This is a genomic window from Shewanella dokdonensis (assembly GCF_018394335.1).
In the GTDB taxonomy this organism is placed as follows: domain Bacteria; phylum Pseudomonadota; class Gammaproteobacteria; order Enterobacterales; family Shewanellaceae; genus Shewanella; species Shewanella dokdonensis.
Genome location: NZ_CP074572.1, coordinates 1,987,755 through 2,007,247, shown reverse-complemented (window position 1 = coordinate 2,007,247; position 19,493 = coordinate 1,987,755). Strand labels below are relative to the sequence as shown.

Genomic DNA, 19,493 nt, shown 5'->3' with positions numbered 1-19,493 from the left:
TCTTGAGTTTGCAGGGTACATCCTAAGTCCCCAGCAAAACGTGAACTGGCTAGAAGTTAGCATCACCTATTCGTTATGGTTGCCCGGTTTTGTTAAGGGTGTCATGTTTTAGCTAACACAAATAAATGTCAACCACTAAGACCAAAACTGCTAGGCATGTGGCATAAAAAAGCCGCGTGTGATACGCGGCTTAACTCAAGCTTAAAAATCAGGATTCGCGGTACTTCAGCGTGCCGTTGGCCTTGATTTCATCAAACCACAGATTGTGATGCTGAGTTGCCCAGTTTTCATCACAGTAACCGGAAACCATGCACTCCATACCACCTTCTGACATCACGGTTGCCATGAAGATGTGTACGATAGAGAAGGCACAGATGATGATGGCGCTGACGGCATGCAGGATCAGCGAAATCAGACTCAGGGTACGGCTGGGCTCGAACAGGTTCGGGAACAGCAGTAACATTCCAGAAGCCGAGATCACCAGACCGAACAAAGCAAAAGTCCAGAACCACATCTTTTCACCGGCGTTGGCAAAACCAGAATCCGGATGTTTACCTTTGAACGGCCCGAAGTTGATATAACCACCAACAACTAGGAACCATTTCAGGTCATACATCTTCGGCATCTGGTTTTTCGCCCACATCAGCGTCATCAGCAGCCAGCCGAACATAAACGGGATAGCCATGACGTTGTGTACCTGCTTGGCAAAGTACACTACCCCAGCCCAAAAACCTTCACTCACAATCGGCTGTAGGAAAAAACGACCAGCCAACAGGGTTAAACCGGTAAGGATTAAGGTCAGGCAAGGGATCGCCCCTAACCAGTGGATAGAGATATCCCGTTTTGACCAACGATGTACCATCTTGCCCGAGAAACCATGGTGCAGCTTAGAGATGCCATTCACCATAATAAACAGGGCGAAAATAATGATCATACCGAACAGTGCCAACATCAGACCGGGGGCCAACCAGCCACTGCGCAGTTTCAGTACCCGCAGATCATAGCTATTGATCGGCTGGTTATGAAACTGGCTCTGGGAGGTGGTATATCCGGTAGCGCCGTTTTTCAGATCGGTCCACAGCTGTGAATACTCTGATTGCTGCGCCTGCACTGCCGCAACAACAGCTTCTGGCTGTGCGGCGACAGTTGGCGTCTCAGCGGCAAAGCTCACTGTGCTAAATAACAGCGCAGCGGCCAAACCCAGTTGTTTGAACCATTTGTTCATTAAAACCTCTCTCACTGGCTCAATTACGCGAGCCAGTTATCTCTGTACGGACGCTTACTTCCAGGCTGCATTGTCAGCACCACGATAGGCTACGCGTTCACGGTAGATGCCAGAAACCACTTCAGCATCACCGGCGAGCAGCGCCTTGGTGGCACACAACTCAGCACACATTGGCAGTTTGCCTTCGGCAATACGGTTGGAGCCGTACTTCTGGCGTTCAGCTTCTGAGAAATTCTCTTCAGGGCCGCCTGAGCAGAAAGTACATTTGTCCATTTTACCGCGAGCAGCAAATGCGCCTTTTTCGGAAACTGTGGTGCACCGAACGGGCAAGCGTACAGGCAGTAACCACAGCCGATACACTTGTCTTTGTTATGCAGCACCACACCATCTTCGGTGCGATAGAAGCAATCAGCCGGACACACAGCCATGCACGGTGCATCAGAGCAGTGCATACAGGCCACAGAGATAGAGGCTTCGCCGGGTTGACCATCGTGCAGAGTGACTACACGGCGACGCTGAATACCCCACTCAAGCGCGGAGTCGTTTTCGTTTTTACAGGCGGTGACACAACCGTTACATTCGATGCAGCGTTTGGTATCACACAGAAATTTCATAGTAGCCATAGTGGCAATTCTCCTCACTTACGCTGCAATCAGGCTTTGACGATCTGGCACAGAGACGCTTTGGTCTCCTGCATCTGGGTTACCGGGTCGTAACCGTAGGTCAGCGCAGTGTTGGCAGATTCGCCCAGCACATACGGCGCAGTACCTTCCGGATAGTTCGCCTCCAGACTTTCACCATGCATCACACCGGCAAAGTGGTATGGCATCCAGGTTACGCCCTGTTTCACGCGCGGAGTCACCAACGCTTGAACCAGCACGCGGCCACCTTCGGCGCCTTCCAGCCACACTTTGTCACCGTTGCGAATACTGCGATCGGCAGCATCAGCGGGGTTAATTTCAACAAACATCTGCTGTTGCAGTTCTGCCAGCCATGGGTTGGAACGAGATTCCTCACCACCACCTTCGTACTCCACCAAACGGCCAGACGTCAGCGCCAGTGGGTATTTGCCAGTCATATCCTGTTGCTGGATTGACTTGTACAGCGTTGGCAGACGATGCACCTGCATGTCATCGTAAGTTGGGTATTTAGCAACCAGATCGCGGCGTGGGGTGTACAGCGGTTCGCGGTGCACTGGCACTTGATCTGGGAAGGTCCACACAATACAGCGGGCCTTGGCGTTACCAAATGGGATACAGCCGTGTTTCATGGCTACACGCTGGATACCGCCAGACAGGTCGGTCTTCCAGTTTTTGCCTTCTGCTTCGGCTTTTTCTTCTGCGGTCAGATCATCCCACCAGCCGAGTTGTTTCAGCAGCTTGTCGGAGAATTCTGGATAACCGTCTTGGATTTCTGAACCCAAAGAGTAAGACCCTTCCGCCAGAATGTTGTGGCCTTGATATTCCACGCCATAACGGGCACGGAAGTTACCACCACCCTGCAACACATGTTTGCTTGTGTTGTACAGAATTTGCGTACCAGGGTGTTTCTGCTCTGGAGCGCCCCAACATGGCCAAGGCAAACCGTAAGTTTCGCCTTTGCATGGGCCGCCGTCAGCTTCCAAGGTCTTGTTGCTGAAGGTGCCCCAGTTCATGGTGTGCGCTTTAATACGCTCAGGGCTCTGACCGCTCATGCCGATGGTCCACATACCACGGTTGATTTCGCGGGTCACATCTTCCACTAATGGAATGCCTTTTTCATCCAGTTGGATGCGCTTGGTGTACTCTTTATCGAAGCCCAATTTCTTAGACAACAGATACATGATTTCCAAGTCGTTTTTAGATTCAAACAGCGGTTCAATGACCTGTTCACGCCACTGTACTGAGCGGCCAGAGTTTGACAAGGAACCACGGGATTCAAACTGAGTACAGGCAGGCAACAGATAGACACCATCTTTACGGCGATGCATTACCCCGGCCATGGTTGGTGCTGGGTCGACCACTACAATGGTATCCATCTTGTCGAGAGCATCACGCACGTCGCGCTGACGAGTTTCAGTATTCACTGACTGACCCCAGAAGAACGCCATACGGATATTGTCTTTCTGAGCCAGCTTGGTTTTGTCTTCCAACACGCCATCGTGCCAACGAGAACAAGGGATCCCCGGAGTGATCATTGGTTCACGGCCAAGGTAGTTACCATTGTCGAAACGGCCTTTGACCCAATCAAAGTCCAGATCCCACACATGAGTCCAATGCTTCCAGGCTCCGGTAGTCAAACCGTAGTAACCTGGCAATGTATCAAACAGCAGACCAAGGTCAGTCGCGCCTTGCACGTTATCGTGACCACGGAAAATGTTAGTACCGCCACCTTGTTTACCCATGTTGCCAAGGGCCAACTGCAAAATACAGTAAGCACGGGTGTTGGCGTTACCCACGTGGTGCTGTGTACCCCCATACACCAAACCACAGTGCCAGGACGGTTGTCAGCAAACAGTTTAGCGGTTTGATAGAGTGAGTCTTCGCTGATACCACAAATGTTAGCCACTTCTTTGGGTGGGAATTTAGCGGCTTCTTTGCGAATTTCATCCATAGCAAAAACGCGTTGTTGGATAAAGGTTTTATCTTCCCAACCGTTTTCAAAAATGTGCCACAACATACCGTAGATGAAAGGAATATCTGTGCCTGGACGAATATTCACATGCAGATCTGCGTGCGCGGCGGTACGAGAGAAACGCGGATCAATCACGATGATCTTGGCTTTATTGCGTTCTTTCGCCAGCAGAATATGTTGCATCGCCACCGGATGTGCTTCAGCCGGGTTAGAACCGATGAAGAAAATCGCTTTGGTATTCTGGATATCGTTGAATGAGTTGGTTTGCGCACCATAGCCCCAAGTGTTAGCAACACCGGCTACAGTGGTAGAGTGACAAATACGGGCTGAGTGGTCGACGTTGTTAGTGCCCCACATGGCTGCAAATTTGCGGTACATATAGCAGCCTTCGTTAGAAAACTTAGCACTGCCCATGAAGTACAGCGAATCTGGACCTGACTCATTGCGGACTTTCAGCATCTGCTCGCCAATTTCGTCAATGGCGGTGTTCCAAGAGATACGTTGCCACTTGCCAGCTACCAGCTTCATTGGATATTTAACGCGTTTTTCCCCATGCCCATGCTCACGTAGTGCAGCACCTTTGGCACAGTGACCACCTTGGTTGAAGGGATGATCAAATGCAGGTTCTTGACCAGTCCACACGCCATTTTGTACTTCAGCATACAGGCCACAACCTACAGCGCAGGCGCTACAGATGGTGCGTTTGACTTCAATCGGGGCATCATGAGGAACTTCTTTGGCTTCTGCGCGACGCATCATGCCGGTTCCTAAGAAGGATGCCGCAGCAATACCACCGGTGGCGATACCAGCGCTTTTCATAAACTGGCGACGACTAATCCCCAGTATGGTGGCGTCGGTCTTGGCGGCGACGCTAGATGTGCGAGTTAACTTCATCGCTTAATTTCTCCTGGGTTAACGCAGGCTGTTGTAATAGTTGCGGATGTGCGCTGTTTCGCGATAACCATCCTGATGGGTGGTAGCGTTATCAGTGCTTTCATTTGCCTGAGCCACAGAGACCTGGGAGGCAGCAACGGCTACGCCGGCAGCTGTGCCTATGGTCAGGGCTTTCAGCAGGGATCTGCGTTGCAGATCGGGCTTCTGCTCTTTCACTTTGTTACTCCTGGGGTGGTTCATCCATGCGAGATACGAGGGAAACACGGCATTTGAGAATTAACGAATCATTCACAACACCGGCCAAATTTGACCAAAATTCAATCAATTGAATAGGGGATTATCATTAGGCTCGGGGAATATAAGGGGATTGGGAAATACTGATATTGATCTAGCGCAGTATTAGCGCCGCAATGGGCTTAACAACAGGGGAAAGCGTTAACTGAATCATGTTTTTCAGGGCTCAAAATCCCTAATTTAGATAGGGATTATACCCAGCAAATTGTTAGTTATTTGTAGCAAAAATAGCGTATGTATTGACTTAAAAAACACCCCGGCAAGCCAGGGTGTTTTACACAACAAACTGCGATTATTCGCGATATTGCAGCGTGCCGTTGGCCTTGATTTCGTCATACCACAGATTGTGGTGCTGCATGGCCCAGTTTTCATCACAATAACCGGACACCATACATTCCATACCGCCCTCACTGAGGACAGTCGCCATCCAGATATGGACGATAGTAAAAGCGATGATCAGGACGGCACTAACACCGTGCACCAGCAGCGCCGCCATTGAGGCTTCACGCGGCAGAGCTAGCCCTGGCAATACCATCATCACCCCAGAAACGGCAATGAATAGACCAAAGATGGCCAGTGTCCAGAACCAGGCTTTTTCCCCAGCGTTAGCAAAGCCGGAATCAGCATGTTTGCCTTTAAGCGGGCCGACGTTGAAATAACCGCCAACGGTCAGGAACCACTTAAAGTCATAGCCTTTAATCATCTGATGCGGCATCCATTTCACCACCAGTATCGCCCAGCAGACGATAAAGAATGGCCCCACCCAATCGTGGATGGTTTTAGAGCCGTATATCAGTGATGCCCAAATGCCACTCCCTTCACCCACCATTGGCTGCAACACATGCTTACCCAGCATGATATTGAGACCAGTGAAGATCAGGGTCAGGCAGCTGATAGCCACACACCAGTGGAGAATGAGATCCGCTTTGCTCCAGCGAAATACCATCTTGCCGGAAAAGCCGTCATTCAACCGTGCTGGACCGTTAACAAAGTAAAACAGCAGAAACGCGCCAAATACGCCGACAACAGCAAAGCCCATTACGGGTGTCACGTATTTATTGCGGATCTCCCGCCCTTGTTCCCCGGTCACATTAATCAACACGCCCCGCTCCACCCCTTTAGCTGTGGTATATCCGGTTTCACCCGATTTTACCGCACGCCAAAGATCGGCTTCGCTGGTTTGCGCAGTAGCCTGTTGCTGACTGGACTGTTGGTCAGCGGCAAAAGCTGTTGCAGACAGCCCCATACCGCAAACCAACAACATCAGAGCGAACAGGCTGCGCAGTGATTTGATAACCATAGTCACTCCTCGCCGGGACGAGTTTCCCCGTCCCGGTTCACTCTTAGTTGATCACACCAGTCTTAGGGTTGTAACCCCAAATTACATCAGGACTGGCACCACGGCGGGCCATACGCTCACGGTAGATACCAGAAACAACCTGGGCATCACCGGCAAGCAGCGCTTTGGTAGAACAAAGCTCGGCACACATAGGCAACTTACCTTCTGCAATACGGTTGGCACCGTACAGTTTGTGTTCGCGCTCAGAGAAATTCTCCTCTGGACCGCCCGCACAGAAAGTACATTTGTCCATTTTGCCACGACTGCCGAATGCGGTCTTTTTCGGGAACTGAGGTGCGCCGAAAGGACAAGCATAGAAGCAGTAGCCGCAACCGATACAGGTGTTTTTGTTATGCAGTACGATGCCTTCCTCAGTACGGTAGAAACAGTCTGCCGGGCAAACTGCCATACAAGGCGCATCGGTACAGTGCATACAAGCAACTGAGATGGAGGCTTCACCGGGCTGACCATCATTGATGGTAACCACGCGGCGACGCTGGATACCCCACTCGAGAGCGGAGTCGTTTTCGTTTTTACAGGCAGTGACGCAACCGTTACACTCGATGCAGCGCTTGGTGTCACATAAGAATTTCATGACTGCCATAGTGGCTTATCTCCTCATCAAGTACGGTCAGGCTTTGGTGATTTGGCACAGAGAGGTTTTGGTTTCCTGCATCTGTGTCACCACGTCGTAGCCGTATGTCAATACGGTATTGGCAGACTCACCCTGAACATAAGGCACTGTGCCTTCAGGATATTTATCAACCAAACTCTTACCTTCGAAGATCCCCGCAAAGTGATAAGGCATGAAGCATTCGCCCGGTTGAACCCTTGGCGTTACCATCACTTTCACTTTGATCTGTGCGCCTTCAGGACTATGTACCCAGACATCGTCTTCACTGCGCACGCCACGGTCAGCCGCATCGGCAGGGTTCATTTCAATGAACATCTCCTGCTGCAACTCAGCCAACCATGGGTTAGAACGGGTTTCTTCACCGCCACCTTCGTATTCCACTAAGCGGCCTGAGGTCAGGATCATCGGGAAGTCTTTAGAGAAATCCTTGTCCTGAATTGACTTGTACAAGGTAGGCAAACGCGCCACCATGCGGTCTTCATAGGTTGGATATTTCGCTACCAAGTCGCGACGCGGAGTGTACAGCGGTTCGCGGTGCAGCGGAATATCATCCGGGAAGTTCCACACGATACAACGGGCTTTGGCGTTACCAAAAGGAATACAACCATGCTTGATGGCAACACGCTGGATACCGCCGGATAGGTCAGTCTTCCAGTTTTTGCCTTCAGCAGACGCTTTTTCATCGGCGGTGAGATCGTCCCACCAGCCCAGCTGTTTCAGCATCTTGTCAGAAAATTCTGGATAACCATCCTGAATTTCGCTGCCTTTTGAGAATGAACCTTCTGCCAGAATATTGGTGCCATTGTGTTCCACACCATAACGGGCACGGAAGTTACCGCCACCAAAGCGGACTTCACGGTCGGTACGATAGAGGATCTGGGTACCAGGATGTTTCATCTCTGGCGTGCCCCAACATGGCCAAGGCAAACCATAGGTTTCACCCTTGCATGGGCCACCGGGAGCTTCCAGTGAATCAAAGTCGAAAGTACCCCAGTTTTTCTGGTGTTCTTTCAGACGTTCTGGACTCTGACCAGTGTAACCAATGGTCCACATACCGCGGTTAAATTCGCGGGTAACATCTTCAACCAAAGGTTCATCGTTGTTGACTTGGATGTGTTTACAGAATTCTTTCTCAACACCCCATTTCTTCGCCAGTTTGTACATGATGGTGTGATCAGGCAGCGATTCGAAATGCGGCTCAATCACTTTATCACGCCACTGCAATGAACGGTTGGAAGCAGTGACAGAACCGTAGGTTTCAAACTGGGTACAAGCAGGCAGAATGTAGACGCCATCCTTACGTTCCGGCATAACAGAAGCCATGGTTGGATGTGGATCAACCACCACCACAGTATCCATTTTGTTCAGTGCTTCACGCACTTCACGACCACGGGTTTCGGTGTTAACAGACTGCCCCCAGAAGAATGCCAGACGGATATTGTCTTTCTGGGCAATCTTGGTCTTGTCTTCCAGCACCCCATCGTGCCAACGGGAACAAGGAATACCCGCAGAAGTTTGTGGTTTCTGCCCCAGATATTCACCTTGGTCAAAGCGACTGGCAACCCAGTCAGCAGGCAGATCCCAAACGCGAGACCAGTGGCCCCAAGCGCCGGAAGTCAAACCATAGTAACCAGGCAGGTTGTCAAACAGCAGACCGAAGTCAGTGGCGCCCTGTACGTTATCGTGACCACGGAAAATGTTAGTACCGCCGCCCACAACGCCCATGTTACCCAGTGCCAACTGCAGAATGCAGTATGAACGGGTGTTAGCGTTACCGATATGATGCTGAGTACCACCCATACACCATACGATAGTGCCGGGTTTGTGTTCAGCCAGCATCTTAGCAACTCGGAACATCTGTTCTTTGCTAACGCCAGTGATGTTAGTCACTTCTTCTGGGTTAAACTTGGCCGCTTCATCACGGATACGTTCCATGCCGTACACGCGTGAATCGATAAATTTCTTATCTTCCCAGCCATTTTCAAAGATGTGCCACAGCAGACCGTAAATGAAAGGAATATCAGTGCCGGGACGGATATGCACGTACTCGTCAGACTTAGCTGCAGTACGGGTGAAACGTGGATCAACCACAATAATTTTGGCACCGCGTTCTTTCCCTTCCAGTACGTGCTGCATAGCAACTGGGTGGGCTTCACTTGGGTTAGAACCAACGAACAGGATCAACTTAGAGTTGTGCATGTCGTTGAAAGAGTTGGTTTGCGCACCGTAACCCCAGGTGTTGGCCACACCGGCTACAGTGGTAGAGTGACAAATACGGGCTGAGTGGTCGACGTTGTTGGTGCCCCACATAGCCGCTAATTTGCGGTACAGGTAAGATTGTTCGTTAGAGAACTTAGCGCTACCCATGAAGTAAACAGAATCCGGGCCGGACTCTTCACGGATTTTCAGCATCTGGTCACCAATCTCGTTGATGGCCTGTTCCCAGCTCAGACGTTTCCACTTACCGCCTTCCAGCTTCATTGGATATTTGTTGCGCTTGTCGCCATGCGCCACTTCACGCAATGACGCGCCTTTAGCACAGTGGCCGCCACGGTTAAATGGATGGTCGAATGCAGGTTCTTGACCAGTCCACACACCGTTTTGTACTTCGGCATAAAGACCACAACCTACAGCGCAGTGTGAACAGATGGTACGCTTCACTTCGGTAGGTGCATCATGAGGCACTTCAGTCGCCTCGGCCCTGCGCATCATTCCAGCCCCAAGCATGGAAGCGGCAGCAATACCACCGGTTGCCAAGCCTGCTGACTTGAGGAACTGACGGCGATTCAGGCCCAACGATGGCGTTTCTGCCACAGGTGCCTGTTCGGATGTACGGGTTAATCGCATCTCACACACTCCTATTTATCATTTATTACGCAAAGTGTCGTAATAACTGCGGACATGCTCGGTTTCACGGTAACCGTCTTGCGGCTTCGGCTCATTTGTAGCCTGTGGCGCAGCAGCCATTGCCTGACCACTGACAGTGGCTACAGCTCCAGCGGCACTACCGACAGCTAATGCTTTCAGCAGTTGACGGCGACTCATATCGGAAGCTTGCTTCTTCATAGCGTCTCCTTGTTTTTATTAAGTGGGAATAATTCCCACACCATACGTCTGTGGTGTTACACACCAGTCAATCAAGCCATTTCACTGGCTTTGGGCTGGATCTGAACGTCAGAGGTTTCCACCACCGGAGTGCTGAGCACCAGTCGTTCAAATTCAGCGATTTCGGTTTCAAAAAGGCCCGGCCAAGCTGGGCAACCACGGCATAAAAAGCCGCGCTCTGACAACGAGACAGCGTGTCGAAAAAACGCACAATCCAGCTGCCGATGTGGCGCCGATAGAACGCCAGTTGCTGATGTGATGGTGCTTCCAGGATCAACACACTCATCACTTCAAACAGCGCTGCCACATGATCTTCTGGCTCTTTGACCTCGTCCTGCCGCTCAAAGCCAAGCTGCAGCAGATCCTGGCGCAACAGTGCCAGCGGTTTATCCATTAAAGAGCCGGTCATAAACCAGCTACCGTAAGGCAGGATTTCACCAGCACCGACCCCAATAAACAGGTTGAAGTATTCATCCTGTAGTTGTTCGGGGCTGAACTGTGCCGCCGCCAGCTTTAATGCCAACCAAGCACGAGTCATGGCGTTATCTTCGTTGGCATCGACTTCCAAATTAGCCAGAAACTGCAGGAGTTCCTGGGTAGGCTCGCGCCTGAGTAAAGCGGCCAGCAGCTGATAAATGTCGGCCCGGAGCTGATCGTTTTCGGATACTTGCTTTGTTGTTTCGGTCATAACGGCTCTCTTATCTCAGTTGCTTTTCCGGGTCGTTAAGGATCTCTTCAAACATATCCTTCACCCGGCAATCCCCACACATCTTCAAGCGATCAATATGGGTGCTAAAGGCGCTGTGGGTTCCGACCATCTCCAGCATCCGATGCACCATAGACTGGGTCGCAAATGGGGCTCCGCAGCGAATACATTCAAACGGAGCTTCTTCTTTTAAGATCTGGCGCTGCTGTCTGGCTGCTTGATCCAGATTAATCGTTGGCTGCAAGCTGATGACTTTTTCCGGGCATGAGGCTTCACAAAGGCCACACTGCACACAGTCCTGTTCAACAAAGTACAGCGCTGGCTGGTCACCACCATCTTGCAGTGCCAGAGTTGGACAAGTCGCCACACAAGACATACACAAAGTACAGCCGTCAGCTTTTACCTGCACCTGACCAAACGGCACATTGCTCAGCGGTAACCGATGTTTCGCCTGGGCTGCCTGTTCGTTGAGGTAATCCAGCGCGGCAAACAAGATGGCACGTTTGCTATCTGTCGCAAAAGTTGCCGGAACCGTTAACGGCCAAGCCATGCTGCTATCAAGTATAGGCCAGAGTTCTGATAGCTCTGTTTCACCAATCAAAGAGATACGTGCAGGCTGCCCAATTTCTTGCAATAAGGTATTGGTCAGTGCCAATTCTCCTTGCAACATTTGTGTCAAGCTGGGAGCAGTGGCTGCAGTGTTCAGCACCAAGACCTGACGGGCGCCCCACGCTAACGCTGCCAACCAGTGATCCATGCCAGCAACGGTGATCTCTTCCAGTTCAACAGGCAAGACATCACCCGGGAGCTGGTCGGTGATCAAGGCTGCGCCTTGGGCGGCATCATGAAATAGAATGACGGGCGCGGTACCGGATTTTTCCAGGAACCGACTGATCAGTTTATTCAGATAGGAATGAAGGGCTTGGGGCGTTGGCAGATCATAAGTCAATGCCCCGGTGGGACAAGCGTTACTGCAACTGCCCGCACCGTGGCACAGATAAGGGTCAACCTCAATCTGTTGCTCCACACTCTTGATAGCATCGGCGGGACAGAAATTCAGACAGCGATTACAACCGTTAACGCCATTACGATAATGGGCGCAGATATCGGCATTGATCTTAACGTAACGCGGTTTATCGAACTGCCCCACCATCTGCGGTAGTTCTTCCAGCGCTTGTGCCAGTTTGGTTGGATCCTGACCCACATAAAAATAGCCAGGTGGTAGCATTTCCAGCTGGATTATTGGTTCACGGCTCAGATCCAGAATCAGGTCAAAATGGGCTTTGCGAAGCGCCACCATGCTTAATTCCGCGGCAGTGCCATTATGCTCTACCGCAACCTGGAACTGCCCTAAAAAACCCTTGACCGATAACAACTTGTTGTAATAAGTCTCGACGTTTTCGGCAGCGGCCATCACCCGTTCCAGATGGGCTTCATCCTGGCTGGTAATCGCCTCATTGGCCAAAATCACACAGCCAGCCATGCTGGACAATTTGTCCGCGGCCAGCCGTGCCAGATCCTCCGGCCCAATCACCAACACGCTCCCCTCTGTGGTGTAGCTGACGGTGGGCGGGATCAGGTTTTGCAGAATTCGAGTCTGCTGTTGCACCTCAGTGCGCACCTGCCGCAGCGCTTGCTGGGCGGGGCTATTGCTCACACTATTGCTCACTTTGCGTTCCTGAACAGGTTTTTGGCTGTGACGCTTGTTAGTATCTATCTGCTTTTATTATTGATTTATGCGCTTTGTCACAGCCCGACTAATTGGAATTATCAGCAATTCACATACCAAAATTATGGTATTTAGATACTGCCAAACTGACGTTAAACAACCCCTTTGTCGGGTTCTGCTGCTGGTAATGTGGCATTTTGGCTATCTGCTGTTGTAGCTTCGTCCAAATTGTCCGCCAACAGGGTTGGTGCGGGCGTTTCCGCTGCTGTAACTGCCGGGACTGGCTCATCGGCCAATTCCGTAACCGCTTCTTCTGTTTTTTCAATGAGATGACGAAAGACTTTCTTCGCTAACTCACTGGAAACCTCAGCGCTCAAGGTGGGCTGACAGCTATAATCCAGGGCATATTCCATCATGCCGTCAATCTCGCTGAAATGTGGCTGCTTCCATAATGCCCGCAAGGCATTTTTCTTTACGTCTGGATCCACATTGTTAGCCATAAAGCTGGCAAAGCTGCCACCGACTTCGATGCTGTCGGGATCAGGTAAATCCTCAGGGCCCAGCAGCGGCTGAGGCTCGTCTTCAGGCGCAGTAACCGCGGCATCGGCGGTAGTCGCTGGCGCGACATCGGTTGTTAGAGTTGCGGTTACGTCATCATCCGCCGCCACTTCAGGCTCATCGGGGACTTCGCCCTCCAGTGCCTGCTGTTTGCGCTGCGCCCAACGGCTCAGAAAACTGCGTTCTTCTGCCATTAATGCCTCCGCTGTTCTTCGGCCACTTCCTTACGGCGGTTCACATGTTTACGACGATGGGCACAGATCTCCACTTCACCGTGCTCTGAAATAAACGCTTCGATCCAACAGGCGATGGCTTCCGGCATCACCATGTTCAATACCGGGGTATCGCCTTCAAGACAACCCGCCGCCACGTTCTGATCCGCCGAAATCGCTGCGGGCACCCAAGTGCCGTCTTCCTGCTCATCACAAACGATATAGAGCATGGGATTATCCATATCAAGATTCAGACGGTAGCTGGCGCGTTCATCCAAAAACAACTCCAACAACACCAGGTTGGCACCGGCTGGCGCATCTTGCGAGGCAGGGACAACTTGATCCAGTTCCCAGCTTTCTGACAACCAACGCCCAATCTGTTTTTCCACTTTTTTCAGGGATACGTACATGGGCCATACGCTTTGAGTATGCTGCATAAGGATTCTTCCTCCCGAGTCATTATTTTCGGGTCACAGGGTTAACCATAGGCATATGCAAAAAATAAACCAGATACAAAATCAAAAAATTTTTTGATGATGATCAAGTATTCCAGCCCTGGTCACGGACAATATGTCGCACCTCAAATGACACTTTGCACAATATACACTGTCATCATGCAGAGAGTTGCAGTAGATCACGCATTTATGCTCTCAGGTATGGCGGGTATGATTATTGCTAGTTCTGGGTCTTGTTTTTTTGCATGAGTCCTATCATGACCCAAGCCAAGCTGCATCTGATAAAAACCGCAACTGAAGTGCCACTCACCATCAATGTCACCGCTATCGACGAAAACGGGGTTGTTCAGCAAAAATCCGTTGCGTGTGAGCGGCCACTGACGGTGTATCTCAACTGGCGCCCGATTGTCACCCTGATGACACTAGGCGCTAGACCCGAAGCCTTAGCGCTGGGATATTTGAAAAACCAAGGATTTATCAGTGATGTTACACAACTGGAATCGGTGATTGTTGATTGGGAAGTAAACTCCGCAGCGGTGATCACCAAAGAGCAGGCGCAAGATCTAGACGCTAAACTAGCGGAAAAAACCGTCACCACAGGTTGTGGTCAAGGCACAGTATTTGGTGGTTTTATGGAAGGCTTGGACAATATTTCCCTGCCAGAGCCCCACCTTAAACAAAGCATGATTTACAGTTTGCTGCGCAATATCGCCCAATATAATGACACCTACAAGAATGCAGGTGCAGTACATGGCTGCGGCGTTTGCATAGAAGACAACATCAGCTCATTTGTGGAAGATGTCGGCCGTCACAACGCCGTTGATACACTTGCTGGCGAGATGTGGTTGAAGCAACAAGACGGCGGCAATATGATTTTCTATACTACTGGCCGTCTGACCTCAGAGATGGTCATCAAGGTGGCCAAAATGGGCATTCCGGTGCTGTTGTCTCGCAGCGGCGTGACCCAAATGGGACTAGAACTAGCGCAACAACTGGGAATTACCATGATCGCCCGCGCGAAAGGGCGGCATTTTCTGGTGTATCATGGCGCCGACAACATAGAATTTGATGACATCCAATCAAACCAAGCGGTTACGCAGGAGAGATAATGACCGAACCCAGTGAACTGGTATATATGAGTGCCAAGCAGGTAGCGGAGTATCTGGATCTGAATGAGAAAAAGGTCTACGCCATGGCGAATGACCGGATGCTGCCAGCCACCAAAATCACTGGTAAATGGCTGTTTCCAAAAATCCTAATCGACCGCTGGCTGATGGATTCCTGCCACAGCGGCATGTTGTCTGACCGTTTGCTGATCACCGGCAGTGATGATCCGCTACTGTCAATGCAGGTCGCCCGCTTAATGGCAGAGGTTGGCAGTCGTGAACTGATAAGTTACAGCGCCACAGGGTCGCGGCTAGGACTGGAACTGCTGTCCAAAGGCTATGCCGATGTTTGCACTCTGCACTGGGGCAGCGCCGATGAGCGCAATATTCGCCACACCGCACTATTAAAAGGCTACCCCAACCACCAGCAGTGGATCATGGTGCATGGCTACAATCGGCAACAGGGATTGATCGTACGCCCAGAATTGCATCACCAATGTCAGGAAGAAGATAAGGTACTGAGCCTGCCGTGGCGGTGGGTCAGCCGCCAAGGCGGCGCTGGCAGCCAACAACATCTGGAACACTGGCTGATGAAACGCGGCTCCAGCCTAAAAGATCTGAATACGGTACTCACGGCCTATAGCGAGCGAGAGTTGGCAGGCTATCTAGCGCGCGGCGATGCCGATATCGGTTTTGGCTGTCAGGCTGTCGCCATGGAAAGCGGTCTGGGATTTGTGCCGTTGCTGACAGAATCCTTTGATTTTGTTATGCCACAAGGCATCTACTTCCGTCGACAATTGCAGCAACTGTTCAAACTGCTGGCCGGTTCATCATCACGGCAGATGGCCGCACTGCTTGGCGGTTATGACCTGACCGATTGCGGCCAATTGCTATGGAGTCCGGAGTAAGTAGCTCGCATGATCTACCTGTCGTTATTGGCAAAAGCGCACTAAGTACGGTGCATCGTACTATTCTGGGCTAAAGAAATAGGCTGCGCCTATGCAAACTGCGTTTGCTAACGTCGTGAGCTTCCGCGCTCACACTGCGGCCAAGGGGAAATGGCGTTGTCTGCCTTTGCGGAGTCATACAACTTTTTTGCCCCATTGTGAGTTATCTGCATGACTGGCAACTGACTCTGTAAACTGCGAGTTAACCAAATTTTGTAATACTACAGAGTTAATGGTGGCTAGTCAGAAGAACGCCTGAACAATACGGTTATCAATAGCGAAGCATGAGTGTTTGTTGACGTTTGATGAAGATAAACAGCTTCAAAAATGTTTGCAAGACCCAATACATAAATAGCCATCAAGTGTATCACATATGATACTTAATAGTTATTAATGTACCATATATGATACAAAACCCATCATTGAAAGCTACCATCAAAATCCTGTAATATGTGTTTTATACGAGCCATTAATAGGCCTTATGTTTTATATATGGTGCATGTTATGCCTAAATCTATTGTTCGAACGTATTCTCGCTATACAGGTGAGGCTTTGGAGCTCTTGGCAAAGCTCATTCGCGTAGCGCGCTTAGAACGTAAAATGACGGCTTTGGAAGTGTCAGAACGTGCGGGGATCTCTCGCAGCACGCTCTCGCGGATTGAAAAAGCAGATCCTAAGTGTGAAATTGGTGTGGTGTTTGAGGTGGCTAAAATAGTAGGCGTTAGCCTTTTTAATTCAAGTGATAGCAATACCATCATAAATGTTCACAGTAAGTACCTAGATGACAAGCTTGCTCTTTTACCATCAGCATCAAGGAAAACCAAGAGGGTAGTACATGACGACTTCTAAAGGTCCTGCTGAGGCCTATGTTTGGATTTGGTTACCAAACGCCACGACGCCAGTTGTCGCCGGTAGGTTGCAGATGGATGGGGAAAACATGGTTTTCAACTACGGTCAAAGCTACCTAAACAGGCAAGATAAGATCCCCATTTACGAGCCAGAGCTACCACTTCAAGCAGGGATTTTGCCCTTGCCTGAAGGCCTTAATATGCCTAGCTGTATACGTGATGGCGCCCCAGATGCTTGGGGGCGGCGCGTCATTATTAACAAGAAGGTCGGAACAAAGAGAGGTGATATCGATACCGATTATCTCGATGAAATGACGTATTTGCTCGAATCAGGTTCGGATCGCATCGGCGCGCTGGACTTCCAGCAGTCTCCTACTGAATACGTTCCACGCTCGGTAGTAAATGCCAGCATGGAAGAGTTAATGGAATCAGCGCAAAGGGTAGAAGAAGGTGTTCCCCTTACGCCAGAGTTAGATCAAGCCCTATTCCATGGAAGTTCAATCGGTGGAGCTCGTCCCAAGGCGCTAATTGAGGAGCACCATACCAAGTATATTGCAAAGTTCTCTGCATTAACTGACCAATACAGCGTTGTAAAGGCTGAGTTTGTTGCGATGCGTTTAGCTCAATTGGCAGGGCTCAACGTTGCAAACGTTCGGATAGAGACCACATCCGGCAAAGACGTGTTGTTAGTGGAGCGTTTTGACCGAGCGAAAAAAGATGGTCAATGGGCACGCCGACCCATCGTTTCAGCGTTAACACTATTTGGCTTTTCAGACATGGAGGCACGGTACGCGAGCTATGAGACCTTTGCCGAAATTATTAGGACTCGGTTTGAAAAGCCTAAAGAGACCTTGAGGGAACTGTTTAGCCGGTTAGTGTTTTCCATTCTGTGTGGTAACACCGACGATCACGCAAGAAATCATGCTGCATTCTGGGATGGGCATCAATTATCGCTAACCCCGCATATGATATCTGTCCTCAGGGACGTAGCGGTGGTGAAGCGACCCAAGCGATGCTCATTCATGGGGATAATCGCTTTAGTCAGCTTGCGGTGTGCATGAAAGCAGCCAGCACATTTTTGCTTACGCCTCAGAATGCGACAGATATATTTGACCAGCAGATAGATGTGATAGAGAAAAATTGGCAACAAGTCTGTGATGAAGCAAAAGTGAGTGAAGTTGATAAAAATTTATGGTGGCGCAGACAGTTCCTAAATCCATATTCTTTAGAGCGTTAATACAGGAGGGCTAACAACCAAAAGTGGTTACAGCAAAGCGTGTTCGAAGCTTTGCGGACAGCAATATTGTCGGACTGGTTTTCGCTGCGCGCCAAACCAGCCGTAAATACGGGTATTAACCCATACAAATTTTAATCCGAAACTTCCCAATCAGAGTGCATTTACTAACTCGAAATTTGTCCAAAATTAAGTTAACAAGCCGAGCGTACTAAAGCGGGAAAATCTGCGGCTGACGTTTCACTAATCAGGCTTTAAATTTGCGCCAGGTCTGACGGATGTTTTCGTCAAGGAAACTCCAGGCCAAGATCCGGGTTTGTTTGTTGCCTTGTACCATTTTCAGCGTGCGTACTGCTTGTGCCTGTTGTTGCGTCAGCCACCGATAACATTGTGGTAAATTTTCGGCTTTGGAGACTAAAGAGCTAAACCACAGCACTTGCGCGCCATAATGTTTACTTTCGCTGATCATCCGCTGTAAAAATCCGGCTTCGCCACCATCACACCAGAGTTCATTAGCGCGACCAGCAAAATTCAGCAGCGGCTGTTTGGTAGGCTTATCGCCACGGTTGGCCGCCAGATTGCGCACCTTGCGTAGGCTGCCTTGTTGCGCTTCGGCAGCAGAGCGGTGAAAGGGCGGGTTACACAGGGTGACATCAAAATATTCACCCGGCTGAATGATATTGGCAAAAATATGCTGCGGCTGTGATTGTTGGCGTAAGCTGACAAGCGCGGCGATACGGGGATTAGCATTAAGCACGGATTGCAGATGCTGTAATGCCTTGGCATCGATATCACTACCGACAAAACGCCAGCCATAAATGGCGGCACCCAACAAGGGATAGATACCATTAGCGCCGGTGCCGATATCCAGCGCAGTGATGTGAGTACCTTTGGGAAGAGTGCCACCTTCGGCTAACAGATCGGCCAGATGGTGCAAGTAATCTTCGCGTCCGGGCACGGGCGGACATAAGTAACCTTCTGGTAGGCTCCAGTCACAGATCTGATAATGCTGTTTGAGTAATGCGGCATTCAGTGCTTTTACCGCCGCAGGCTCGCTGAAATTAATCGACAGTTGACCATATTGGGTGGTCAGCAGGTGGCGTTTCAGAGGCGGAAATTGCTGAGCTAACGCCCTAAAATCATAGCCTTGGCGATGACGGTTACGTGGGTGTAACCCTTTATCCCGCCTAAGCTGCGGCTTTTTTGCATCACTCATCACTAGTCGTACAGGTAGCGGGTAAACAGCAAATTCACCACCAGCGCCTTGCCTGTCTCTTGCTGCAATAGCCGATTGACCGTTTCATAGCACTCTTTACGGATCTCTTCTCTACCAGTAAGTGACTTAATCTTATCTTCGGTCTGGTCACCTAGGATCTCAACAATCGCGGCTCGCAGTAGTGGATCATGATGCTGAATAGCCAGTAAATCCTGTGGGTCTTTGACCATCAGCTCGACACTGATACGCACAAATCCAAGCTTTTTACGGTTAGAGATGTAATTGGTCACTATCTCTGGCTCAAAGCCGTAGTAAGCATAGTTATCTTCAGTTGCCGCAGGTTTTTCCTTTTCGGCATCGGCTGCCTGGGCAGGGAGCCAACTGCCCAACAGTGTCAGCAATATCAGTAACAGTATCTTTTGCATGTCTTTGCACCAC

At 50.3% G+C, this 19,493-nt stretch carries 16 protein-coding genes and 3 pseudogenes; 5 read left to right on the top strand and 14 right to left on the bottom strand.

All coding sequences use genetic code 11. The features are described from left to right. Nucleotides 1-208: 208 nt before the first annotated feature. The 12 genes and pseudogenes from KHX94_RS09650 to KHX94_RS09595 all read right to left on the bottom strand — a co-directional run bounded on the left by KHX94_RS09650 (nucleotide 209) and on the right by KHX94_RS09595 (nucleotide 13,686). Complete coding sequence (locus KHX94_RS09650) at nucleotides 209-1,225, bottom strand: formate dehydrogenase subunit gamma (protein ID WP_213683227.1); 1,017 nt, start codon at nucleotides 1,223-1,225, stop codon at nucleotides 209-211. 54 nt (nucleotides 1,226-1,279) lie between these two features. Then, nucleotides 1,280-1,848: pseudogene (gene fdh3B / locus KHX94_RS09645) on the bottom strand (formate dehydrogenase FDH3 subunit beta). 29 nt (nucleotides 1,849-1,877) lie between these two features. Continuing rightward, nucleotides 1,878-4,732: pseudogene (locus KHX94_RS09640) on the bottom strand (formate dehydrogenase subunit alpha). A gap of 18 nt (nucleotides 4,733-4,750) precedes the next feature. After that, the gene (locus KHX94_RS09635; RefSeq protein ID WP_212594832.1) at nucleotides 4,751-4,948 is read right to left on the bottom strand and encodes a twin-arginine translocation signal domain-containing protein; all 198 of its coding nucleotides are present in this window, start codon (nucleotides 4,946-4,948) and stop codon (nucleotides 4,751-4,753) included. Between the two features lie 370 nt (nucleotides 4,949-5,318). Beyond that, complete coding sequence (locus tag KHX94_RS09630; protein ID WP_213683226.1) at nucleotides 5,319-6,326, bottom strand: formate dehydrogenase subunit gamma; 1,008 nt, start codon at nucleotides 6,324-6,326, stop codon at nucleotides 5,319-5,321. A 43-nt stretch (nucleotides 6,327-6,369) separates the two neighbouring features. Further along, on the bottom strand, nucleotides 6,370-6,969 hold the full coding sequence (gene fdh3B, locus KHX94_RS09625; protein ID WP_212594834.1) for a formate dehydrogenase FDH3 subunit beta: 600 nt from the start codon (nucleotides 6,967-6,969) through the stop codon (nucleotides 6,370-6,372). Nucleotides 6,970-6,996: 27 nt separating this feature from the next. Continuing rightward, nucleotides 6,997-9,846: a molybdopterin-dependent oxidoreductase gene (locus KHX94_RS09620; RefSeq protein ID WP_213683225.1), complete on the bottom strand. Its 2,850-nt coding sequence runs from the start codon at nucleotides 9,844-9,846 to the stop codon at nucleotides 6,997-6,999. Between the two features lie 18 nt (nucleotides 9,847-9,864). After that, on the bottom strand, nucleotides 9,865-10,065 hold the full coding sequence (locus KHX94_RS09615) for a twin-arginine translocation signal domain-containing protein (RefSeq protein WP_213683224.1): 201 nt from the start codon (nucleotides 10,063-10,065) through the stop codon (nucleotides 9,865-9,867). 71 nt (nucleotides 10,066-10,136) lie between these two features. Further along, nucleotides 10,137-10,792: pseudogene (locus KHX94_RS09610) on the bottom strand (TorD/DmsD family molecular chaperone). 10 nt (nucleotides 10,793-10,802) lie between these two features. After that, on the bottom strand, nucleotides 10,803-12,479 hold the full coding sequence (locus KHX94_RS09605; RefSeq protein WP_425314053.1) for a 4Fe-4S dicluster domain-containing protein: 1,677 nt from the start codon (nucleotides 12,477-12,479) through the stop codon (nucleotides 10,803-10,805). A gap of 152 nt (nucleotides 12,480-12,631) precedes the next feature. Next, the gene (locus KHX94_RS09600; protein ID WP_213683223.1) at nucleotides 12,632-13,231 is read right to left on the bottom strand and encodes a DUF3306 domain-containing protein; all 600 of its coding nucleotides are present in this window, start codon (nucleotides 13,229-13,231) and stop codon (nucleotides 12,632-12,634) included. Beyond that, complete coding sequence (locus tag KHX94_RS09595) at nucleotides 13,231-13,686, bottom strand: DUF3305 domain-containing protein (protein ID WP_213683222.1); 456 nt, start codon at nucleotides 13,684-13,686, stop codon at nucleotides 13,231-13,233. Before KHX94_RS09595 ends, KHX94_RS09600 begins: the two co-directional genes overlap by 1 nt. A 275-nt stretch (nucleotides 13,687-13,961) precedes the next feature. On the opposite strand from KHX94_RS09595, the gene KHX94_RS09590 reads away from it, so the two are divergent. The 5 genes from KHX94_RS09590 (at nucleotide 13,962) to KHX94_RS09570 (ending at nucleotide 17,842) form a co-directional block, all read left to right on the top strand. Then, nucleotides 13,962-14,813, top strand: coding sequence for a formate dehydrogenase accessory sulfurtransferase FdhD (locus tag KHX94_RS09590; protein ID WP_213683221.1), 852 nt, complete (start codon nucleotides 13,962-13,964; stop codon nucleotides 14,811-14,813). Further along, entirely contained in the window at nucleotides 14,813-15,718 is a 906-nt protein-coding gene (locus KHX94_RS09585; protein WP_213683220.1) for a helix-turn-helix transcriptional regulator, read from the top strand. The genes KHX94_RS09590 and KHX94_RS09585 overlap by 1 nt, the downstream gene beginning before the upstream one ends. Before the next feature lie 543 nt (nucleotides 15,719-16,261). After that, nucleotides 16,262-16,606, top strand: a complete 345-nt coding sequence (locus tag KHX94_RS09580; protein ID WP_213683219.1) for a helix-turn-helix transcriptional regulator — start codon at nucleotides 16,262-16,264, stop codon at nucleotides 16,604-16,606. After that, a complete protein-coding gene (locus KHX94_RS09575; protein WP_213683218.1) occupies nucleotides 16,593-17,666 on the top strand; it encodes a type II toxin-antitoxin system HipA family toxin in 1,074 nt (357 codons plus the stop codon). The genes KHX94_RS09580 and KHX94_RS09575 overlap by 14 nt, the downstream gene beginning before the upstream one ends. Then, nucleotides 17,663-17,842, top strand: a complete 180-nt coding sequence (locus KHX94_RS09570) for a hypothetical protein (protein WP_213683217.1) — start codon at nucleotides 17,663-17,665, stop codon at nucleotides 17,840-17,842. The genes KHX94_RS09575 and KHX94_RS09570 overlap by 4 nt, the downstream gene beginning before the upstream one ends. Nucleotides 17,843-18,086: 244 nt before the next feature. On the opposite strand, the gene rlmF is transcribed toward KHX94_RS09570, so the two are convergent. Continuing rightward, nucleotides 18,087-19,055 carry a 23S rRNA (adenine(1618)-N(6))-methyltransferase RlmF gene (rlmF, locus tag KHX94_RS09565; RefSeq protein WP_213683216.1) on the bottom strand — a complete coding sequence of 323 codons (969 nt, stop codon included), beginning with the start codon at nucleotides 19,053-19,055 and terminating at the stop codon, nucleotides 18,087-18,089. A 2-nt stretch (nucleotides 19,056-19,057) separates the two neighbouring features. After that, complete coding sequence (locus KHX94_RS09560; protein WP_213683215.1) at nucleotides 19,058-19,480, bottom strand: flagellar basal body-associated protein FliL; 423 nt, start codon at nucleotides 19,478-19,480, stop codon at nucleotides 19,058-19,060. Between the last annotated feature and the right edge of the window lie 13 nt (nucleotides 19,481-19,493).

Bases quoted from the DNA above. Each gene is read 5' to 3' on its own strand.
- KHX94_RS09575 (WP_213683218.1), top strand. From the start codon at position 16,593: ATGACGACTTCTAAAGGTCCTGCTGAGGCCTATGTTTGGATTTGGTTA.
- KHX94_RS09595 (WP_213683222.1), bottom strand. From the start codon at position 13,686: ATGCAGCATACTCAAAGCGTATGGCCCATGTACGTATCCCTGAAAAAA.
- KHX94_RS09630 (WP_213683226.1), bottom strand. From the start codon at position 6,326: ATGGTTATCAAATCACTGCGCAGCCTGTTCGCTCTGATGTTGTTGGTT.
- KHX94_RS09585 (WP_213683220.1), top strand. From the start codon at position 14,813: ATGACCGAACCCAGTGAACTGGTATATATGAGTGCCAAGCAGGTAGCG.
- KHX94_RS09580 (WP_213683219.1), top strand. From the start codon at position 16,262: ATGCCTAAATCTATTGTTCGAACGTATTCTCGCTATACAGGTGAGGCT.
- KHX94_RS09570 (WP_213683217.1), top strand. From the start codon at position 17,663: ATGAAAGCAGCCAGCACATTTTTGCTTACGCCTCAGAATGCGACAGAT.
- KHX94_RS09600 (WP_213683223.1), bottom strand. From the start codon at position 13,231: ATGGCAGAAGAACGCAGTTTTCTGAGCCGTTGGGCGCAGCGCAAACAG.
- KHX94_RS09590 (WP_213683221.1), top strand. From the start codon at position 13,962: ATGACCCAAGCCAAGCTGCATCTGATAAAAACCGCAACTGAAGTGCCA.
- rlmF (WP_213683216.1), bottom strand. From the start codon at position 19,055: ATGAGTGATGCAAAAAAGCCGCAGCTTAGGCGGGATAAAGGGTTACAC.
- KHX94_RS09615 (WP_213683224.1), bottom strand. From the start codon at position 10,065: ATGAAGAAGCAAGCTTCCGATATGAGTCGCCGTCAACTGCTGAAAGCA.
- KHX94_RS09560 (WP_213683215.1), bottom strand. From the start codon at position 19,480: ATGCAAAAGATACTGTTACTGATATTGCTGACACTGTTGGGCAGTTGG.
- KHX94_RS09620 (WP_213683225.1), bottom strand. From the start codon at position 9,846: ATGCGATTAACCCGTACATCCGAACAGGCACCTGTGGCAGAAACGCCA.
- fdh3B (WP_212594834.1), bottom strand. From the start codon at position 6,969: ATGGCAGTCATGAAATTCTTATGTGACACCAAGCGCTGCATCGAGTGT.
- KHX94_RS09650 (WP_213683227.1), bottom strand. From the start codon at position 1,225: ATGAACAAATGGTTCAAACAACTGGGTTTGGCCGCTGCGCTGTTATTT.